This is a genomic window from Streptomyces sioyaensis (assembly GCF_004122735.1).
GTDB classification, from domain to species: Bacteria; Actinomycetota; Actinomycetes; order Streptomycetales; family Streptomycetaceae; genus Streptomyces; species Streptomyces sioyaensis.
Window position 1 is genome coordinate 1 of sequence record NZ_SDIF01000202.1, and the last position, 7,376, is coordinate 7,376.

Consider the following 7,376-nt stretch of genomic DNA (forward strand, 5'->3'; position numbering starts at 1 on the left):
CTTCTGCGGGCGGCACGGCCGGGGCGCCGGGGGCGGGCCGGGCGCCGTACGCCGACGTCGCGGCGGGCGCCAGGAGTTCGGCGCCGCACCGCCCGCAGAAGTTGTCCCCCGCAGCGAGCGGTTCGTCACAGCCCGGACACCGGGACGGCCCAGTCACACCCATGTCACACCCACGTCCTGGGGCGGAAGCGGTTGGCCCGTTCCACCAGTTCGATCCTCTTCTCACCACGCTGCGCCAGCCGCGCGAGCAGCCGGTACGACTGCTCCAGGCCGAACCGCAGACCGCGTTCGTCCAGCGGACTGCCGAGCAGCGACGGCGGTTCGTGCGCGGCCACCTCGCCGGGCGGCCCGGCACCGTGGCTACCGGAGAGTACCCAGTCCAGGGCGGTGCCGAGTACCTCGGTGGCGAGTTGCTCCCGGCGTTCGGAATCCAGACCGAAGCCCGCGAGGGCCTCGGTCTGGGCGGCGGCCGCCCGCAGATCCGCCAGCAGCGGCTCGCGCGAGGGGCGTTCCCGCAGCCGGGCGCGGACCGCCGCGATCCGCGCCGCGACGTAATGGATGGACGACTCCGGGACGGACTCCAGCGCCTCGACCGCGCCCGTCCGGTCGCCCGCCGCCAGCCGCACCCGGGCCAGCCCGAACGCGGCGCCGACATAGCTGCGGTCGGTCGCCCACACCAGGCGGTAGTACTCCACGGCATTGTCCAGCTGGCCCAGCAGCTCGGCGCAGACACCCAGGGCCAGCTTCGGTGCCGGCTCACCGGGGAAGGCGTCGTAGACCGCGTCGAAGGCCAGCGCCGCGCCCTCGCGGTCGCCCGCCGTCAGCGCCACCAGACCGCGGTGCCACACCACCCGCCAGTCCGCGCCGCCGTCGCCGGAGGGCGGACCGCCCTGTGCGCCGGGCCCGGCCGCGAGCGTCTCCAGCACCGACTGCGCCCCCGCGCCGTCCCCGGCCTCCAGGCGGGCGCGCAGCTCCCGCAGCCGCAGCTCCAGGGAGTCGGCCGGCGCGGCGCGCAGCGCGCCCAGCAGCTCGGCGGGCGGGGCGGCCGGCAGCCCGGCCAGCAGCCCGGCGTTGGGGTCGCCCGGATCCAGCCGCGGCACCGGCAGCGCGAGGGCGGCGCCGGCGACGTCCAGGGGGCGCAGTGCGGGGCCGCGGCGCGCCGCCCCGTCCGCGGCCGGCGCCCCGCGGCCGCCCAGCAGGGAACTGTCGCCCTCCGCCGCCGCCAGTATCTCGGTGTCGATCACGCGGAGTTCGGGCCCGAACAGCGTCGACAGCGCGGGCCGCGGCTCACCCGACTGGAGCGCCACCACCTCCCGCAGCACGCCCGTCAGCTGCTCGGCCATCTCCTCCGCGGAGGCGAACCTGCGGGAGCGGTCCGGGTCCGTGGCGCGCACCAGCAGCCGGTAGAAGGACTCGTAGGTGCGGAACACCTCGATGTGGTCCGGATCGGGCAGCGAGTCCGCGAAGACGTTCGTATGGCCCTGGAAGTCGAAGGTGAGCACGGCGAGGGTGCGCGCGACCGTGTAGAGGTCGGAGGCGACCGACGGGCCCAACAGGGCGATTTCGGGCGCCTGGTAGCCGATCGTGCCGTAGATCGGGCTCTCGTGGTCGTCCATCCTGCGCACCGCGCCCATGTCGATCAGCTTGAGCTGGTCGTCCTGCTGGATGGCGTTGTCGACCTTGAAATCGCAGTAGAGATAGCCGCGGCTGTGGAGATGGCCGAGCGCCTCCAGCGCCTCGATGCCGTAGGCGCAGGCCTGCTCCACCGGCAGCGGATCGCGTCTGCCCTGGGGCGTGCGCCGGTCGTTGGCGAGGTCCTTGAGCGACTTGCCGCCGACGTACTCCATGACGATGTAGCCGTCGAGGCTGCCCGTGGCCCGGTCGAGATGCTCCACGAAGTTGTAGATCCGGACGATGTTGGCGTGCTCGATCTCGGCGAGGAAGCGCCGCTCGGACACCGCCACCGCCAGCGCCTCCTCGTCGCCGGTGTCCAGCAGCCCCTTGAGGACCACCCACCGGTCGGAGACGGCGTGGTCGGTCGCCAGATAGATCCACCCGAGCCCGCCGTGCGCCAGACAGCCCACGACCTCGTACTGGCCGTGCACCATGTCGCCGGGCCGGAGCTTGGGGACGAAGCTGTACGGATGGCCGCACTTGGCGCAGAACCCTTCCGTGCGGCCCGGCTGCTCACCGTGCCCCCGGCCCACCGGCGCGCCGCACTCCGTACGGCTGCAGAACCGCTTGCGCTCGGGAACCTCCGGGTGCTCCAGAACGGCCATGGCCGGATCGGGCCGCGGCACCTCCGGCACCGCCACCAGGCCCGCGCCCAGCCGTCCGCGCACGGAACCGGAGGACGGGCCGCTGCCCTGGCGGTGCACCGACACCGCCGGGACGCCGCGCGCCGGGCCGCCGCCGGAGCCCGGGGGCGACAGCCGCCCGGACACCGGGCGCCGGGACGGCGCCGAGCGGGCGGACGCCGCCGTACCGCCCGAACCGGGGGCGGGGGAGGGGATGGTCAGCAGGGCCCCGGCCGCCTCCCGGGCGGCGGTGGTGTCCGTGGGCACCCGGCCCGTCAGCCCCGTGGGCGGCGAGGACAGCAGGCCGCCCGGGGAGACCACGGGCGCCAGCCCGCACAGGTCGCAGTACAGCTCGCCGCCGCCGACGTCCTCGTAACTGCCCGAGCAGTCCCGTCGTTGGCAGCGCTCGTCGGCCCGCCCGGTCATGAATCCCCCTGCCCCTCCGCCTGCGGCGCGGCCAGCGCCTCCGCCGTGGCCTGCTGATAGCGCCACACCGCCTGCTCGGCCGCCCGCAGGTCGCACGGCGCGCTCCACAGCATCCGGCGCGCCAGGTCGTACCGCTCGATCAGCAGCGGATCCGCCGCCATGCCGTGGCGTGCGACCTTGGCACGGTACGCGTCCAGCCGGCCGCGCAGCTCGGCGCGCACCGCCAGCGGCGCGGTCACCTTGGTCAACGACTCACGGGCGCGGTGGAGTTCGTCCTCCGCTTCCTCCTCCAGGCTGTCCAGCAGCGGCGAGAGCCGGTGCCACTGCGCCCGCCTGCGGTAGTCGGCGGCCGCCGCCAGCTGTTCGTGCAGCGCCGCGGACGGGCCGCTGACCGCGGGCACCTCCGATGCGGCGATCTTCGCCAGCACCTCGCCGCGGGCCTGCCGCGCCTCGGTCAGGGTGCGGTCCGCCCGCGACAGCACGTCGCGCAGCTGCATCAGCCGCCGCTCGGCGTCCTGCCGCACGTCCAGGACCGCCGCCACCTCCCGCCGGATGTCCTCCAGCGCACGGGCCGCACGGTCGTAGCGCGCGGTGTCCGGGCGGCCCCCGCCGGGCGCTGAACTCCCTGTCGACGACGACACCCAGAAGGCCAGCGGATCCTCGATCACCCGGGCGCGCAGCCGCAGCAGTTCATCGGTGATCCGCTCCAGGTCGTCGCCGGCCGGATGCTCACCGGGGCGTACCCCCACCGAATGCGCCAGCGAACGCGTCCGTTGGAGCTCGGCCGACAGCAGGTCTATCCGGGCCGGCAGCGCCGACCAGACCGCGTCGGCGGCGACGATGACGTCCAGCGAGCGGGCGTACAGCCCGTTCATCCGCTCGACCAGCCCGACCAGGGTGAACCGCTCGCTCAGCCGGGCCGGGCCGCTCTCCGGGCCGCCGCCCGCCGCGGCCGCGCCCGGCACCGTCACCCCGTCGCCGTGCAGCAGCTCCGTCAGCTCCGCCAGATCCTCCGCCGAGGGCCAGCGGCGCCGGGCCCGCAGCTCACGCGCCTGCTCCAGCACCGCGGTGTACGCGTCGAACAACGACCACAGGACCGTGATGGACCGCTCCGCGGCGGCCCAGCGCTCCTTGGTGGTACCGGACAGGTCGGCGCCTTCCAGCAGCCGGCGCCCCGCGTGGTCCTGCAACGCGAGCAGCGAGGTCTCGATCGCCTCGTACTCGGCACCGAGCCGGTCCAGGGCGCGATCCACCTCTTCCCGGTCCGGCTCCGGGGCATCGGGCCTCCCCGGAGTGCCGGGGAAGGGTCCAGGGACCCCCATCGATCACCTCTCCAATACGCGTACGGTGCACGGCGTTTGCCACGGCGTCGGCCGCTGCGGTCAGCTCCCTTCCGTCGCCTTCCATAGTGACGGCATCGGACCGCTCCTTGGGGCGATCATCCGCCGTACACCGCTCCTTGGGGCGATCAGTCGCTGTACTCCGGCGACGGCGGCCCCGATATGCCCGGCAGATCGGCCCGCAGCCACGTGCGGTACGACCGCATCCAGGGGCTGTCGCTGCCGCCGTCCCGGTAGTCGTCCAGGACCTTGTTGACCCGCCGCACCAGATCCGTGTCGTCCTGGTTCATCGCCACCCCGTACGGCTCGTCGGTGAACGGACTGCCCTTCAGCTCCACCGTCGGATCCTGCGCCGCCTGCGCCGCGGCCAGCGCATTGTCCGTGACGACCGCGTCGGCCTCGCCCAGCTGCAGCCGGACCAGGCAGTCGAGTTGATTGGGGACCGTCAGCACCGAGGCGCCGTGCCGCCGCGCCCGCAGTTCGCTCTCGCCCGTCGAACCCGCGGCCGTGCAGACCCGTTTGCCCCGCAGCGAATCGTCGAACGCCTTGATCTTCGATGCCTTCGGGGCCAGCACCTGCTGCCCCGCCTGGAAGTAGGCGGTGGAGAACGCCACCTGTGCCTTGCGGGCACAGTTGATCGTCATCGTCCGCACGACCATGTCGACGGTGTGCCGCTGCAGCGCCGGCACCCGCTGGGCGGTCGGCACCGCCTTGAAGACGACATCGGGATCCGGCCCCAGGATGTCCCGGGCGATCGCCCACACCAGATCGATGTCGAAGCCTTCGAGTTTGCCGGTGGCCGGGTCGCGATACCCCCAGCGGTAGGTGTTCTGGTCGACCCCGACGACCAGTTGGCCCTTCTCCTTGATCCGCGACACCGCCGCACCGTCGTCCGACGACGGCCGCAGACTCTGCGCGGCGTTGCGCGCGGTGCACTTCGCGGCGGCCGGTGCCGCCGCCCGGTGCGGCGCCGCGGGTGCGGACGCACCGTGCCGGACGGGTCCGGCAGGCTCGGCCTCGTGGCCCAGCGCCGGCACCAGCACGGCCGCGGCCACCGCCATCACACACATGCCCGAGGCGACCGGTGCCAGGACGGCACGCAGATTCCTCAGCCCTCGCGCCCGCATCCGCTTCCTCCCCTCACCACGCCCCCTCACCGGTACTCTGCCAGCCTGCGCCCGATGCCCAGTACGGCGCCCAGCGCCGCCAGCGCCGCCAGGACGCCGGCCCCCACCGGCAGCCCGCCCAGCGCCCCGCGCCCCGCGTCCGCCGACGACCGGAACTGCGCCTGCTCGTGCTCCAGCGCCTGTTGCAGCCCGGCCGCCACCCGGTCGAAGGACTCCCCGGTGGACCCGTCCGGGCCGATCACCTTGGCCAGCGCCCCCTCGTAATCCCCCTTGTCGTCCGCCGCCCGCGCCTCGGCGTGCCGCGCCTGCCACTGCCGTACCTGCGCCAGCGCGGCCCGCACCGGGCGCCGCCCGGCCTCGTCGTCCGCCAGCGCCAGCGCCGCCCCCAGCCGGCTGTGCGCCGCGGCCGCGCCGTGCTCGCCCGGGCCCGCCAGGTCGGTCATCCCCGAGCGGAAACCGGTCTCGTAGAAGTCCTGCCGGGCACCGGTCAGCACCGCGCCGCGCGCCACCAGCGTCAGGTTCTCGTCCCCGCGCGCCTGCAGCGCATCGATCCGCGCCTCGTTGAGCACCCGCAGCGACCGGGCGCCGTGCTGGTAGGAATCGGTCAGCCCGGCACGTGCCGTCGCATGCCCCGCCACCAGCCACAGCAGCACCGCGACGGACGCCGCTGTGGCGGCCAGCAGGCCGTGGTTGAACACCCGGTTGGTCATCCGGTAGTGCCGCCGCTGCGCCCAGCCCAGCGCACCGATCGCCACCGCCCCGGCCGCCAGCGCGTACCACGGCCACGCCTTGGCCTCGCCGTAGTCCGCGGTCAGCCGGTCCGTCTCGGCGTCGTACAACGCCCGTGCGGCCGGGAGGAGTTCCCTGCGCATCTGCTCATTGGCGTACCGCAGATAGGCGCCGCCCAGCGGCAGCCCCTGCCGGTTGTTGGCCCGCGCGGTCTCCACCAGGCCCGTATAGCGCGGCAGCCGGCTGTTGAGCCTGGCCATCTGCGCGCCCGCCTCGTCCGAACCCCGGCTGTTCGCCGACGCCTTGACCAGCAGCGCGGACGCCGTCGCGATATCGGTGGCGTAGCGCTCCCGCGTCGCCCTGCTCTCCTCGCCGCCGGCCAGGAAGCCCGCCGCGGCCGTCGTGTCGGCATCCGCCAGCGAACGGTAGATGCTCGCCGCGTCCGAGGTCAGCGGCTGGCTGTGGGTCACCACATCGTCCGCGGCCGCCGCCCGGTCCGAGACCTGCCAGGCCGTGACCGCGCCGAACACCACCACCAGCAGGGCCAGTACGGCCCCGATCACCCGCAGTCGGCCCGGCTCGGTCGTCGCCGCGGCACGCAGCTCGTCCAGCCCCTCGGCCCACGCCGTCCGGCGCCCCGGGACGGGTGGTGACACGCTGCTGGTCGGCACGGAACCTTCCCCCTGGGTCGCTGACTGCGGGACGGCCTCCGCGCCCGCGCCGGGGAGCGCTCACACGAAGGACTGGTACATGGGCAGCAGTATGTCCGCAGCCGCTGACACACACACCGCAATTGCCCTGATCTTGTTCGGATCGCGACCCGCGGGGAGGGGCCGCGGCAGCATCGCGATGCCCTCGCGGCGGCATCGCGATGGCATCGCGAGGGCAGGCATCTCGCACCCTCTGCGCGCGACTTCGCCGTCCCCTCGCAGTCCCCTCGCCGTCCCCGCGGACGTCCGCGCGTCGTCCTCTCGACGTCCGCTCCACGCCTGCGACGGCGCACTCCGCTCCCTCCGCGCCCCCCACTTCGCTCCCACGCGCCGCTGTCCGCGCCCTCGCCTTCGATTACGCTGAGTGACGAAGGGTGGTTCTCGCCCCTCGCCACCGGCACGGCTCCAGGCCCGTGCCCGACGCTCGGAGGAATGCTCATGCCCCGCTGGAAAAAGCTTCTCACCCCGCTCGCGGGTTCCCCGGCCGACGACCGCCCCGCGCTCAACACACCCACGTCCGCCAGCGGTTTCCTGACCATCGGCGACACGACCTATATCGATCCCGACGGCAGCTACCCCCTCGACCACCGCGCGGACGGCTCCGCCACCCTCATCGTCAACGACACCGACCGCCACATCACCATCGTCACAGAGCGCAACAGTCATCATTCCCCGGCACCGCCATCCGATCCGTCCGCCCCGGCCCCCGCTCCCACCCCCGACCTCGTCCTCGCCCCGGGCGAACGC

5 protein-coding genes are annotated in these 7,376 nt (G+C 74.2%); 1 reads left to right on the top strand and 4 read right to left on the bottom strand.

Annotated features, from left to right (window positions below):
* Positions 1-164: 164 nt before the first annotated feature.
* The 4 genes from EST54_RS32470 to EST54_RS32485 form a co-directional block, all read right to left on the bottom strand.
* Positions 165-2,723, bottom strand: a complete 2,559-nt coding sequence (locus EST54_RS32470; RefSeq protein WP_129251271.1) for a serine/threonine-protein kinase — start codon at positions 2,721-2,723, stop codon at positions 165-167.
* The gene (locus EST54_RS32475; protein ID WP_129251272.1) at positions 2,720-4,045 is read right to left on the bottom strand and encodes a hypothetical protein; all 1,326 of its coding nucleotides are present in this window, start codon (positions 4,043-4,045) and stop codon (positions 2,720-2,722) included. The genes EST54_RS32470 and EST54_RS32475 overlap by 4 nt, the downstream gene beginning before the upstream one ends.
* Positions 4,046-4,191: 146 nt before the next feature.
* Positions 4,192-5,190: a glutamate ABC transporter substrate-binding protein gene (locus EST54_RS32480; RefSeq protein WP_129251273.1), complete on the bottom strand. Its 999-nt coding sequence runs from the start codon at positions 5,188-5,190 to the stop codon at positions 4,192-4,194.
* Between the two features lie 26 nt (positions 5,191-5,216).
* The gene (locus EST54_RS32485; protein ID WP_129251274.1) at positions 5,217-6,590 is read right to left on the bottom strand and encodes a hypothetical protein; all 1,374 of its coding nucleotides are present in this window, start codon (positions 6,588-6,590) and stop codon (positions 5,217-5,219) included.
* Between the two features lie 477 nt (positions 6,591-7,067).
* On the opposite strand from EST54_RS32485, the gene EST54_RS32490 reads away from it, so the two are divergent.
* Positions 7,068-7,376: hypothetical protein (locus EST54_RS32490; RefSeq protein ID WP_129251275.1), on the top strand; the 309-nt coding region annotated here is incomplete at its 3' end.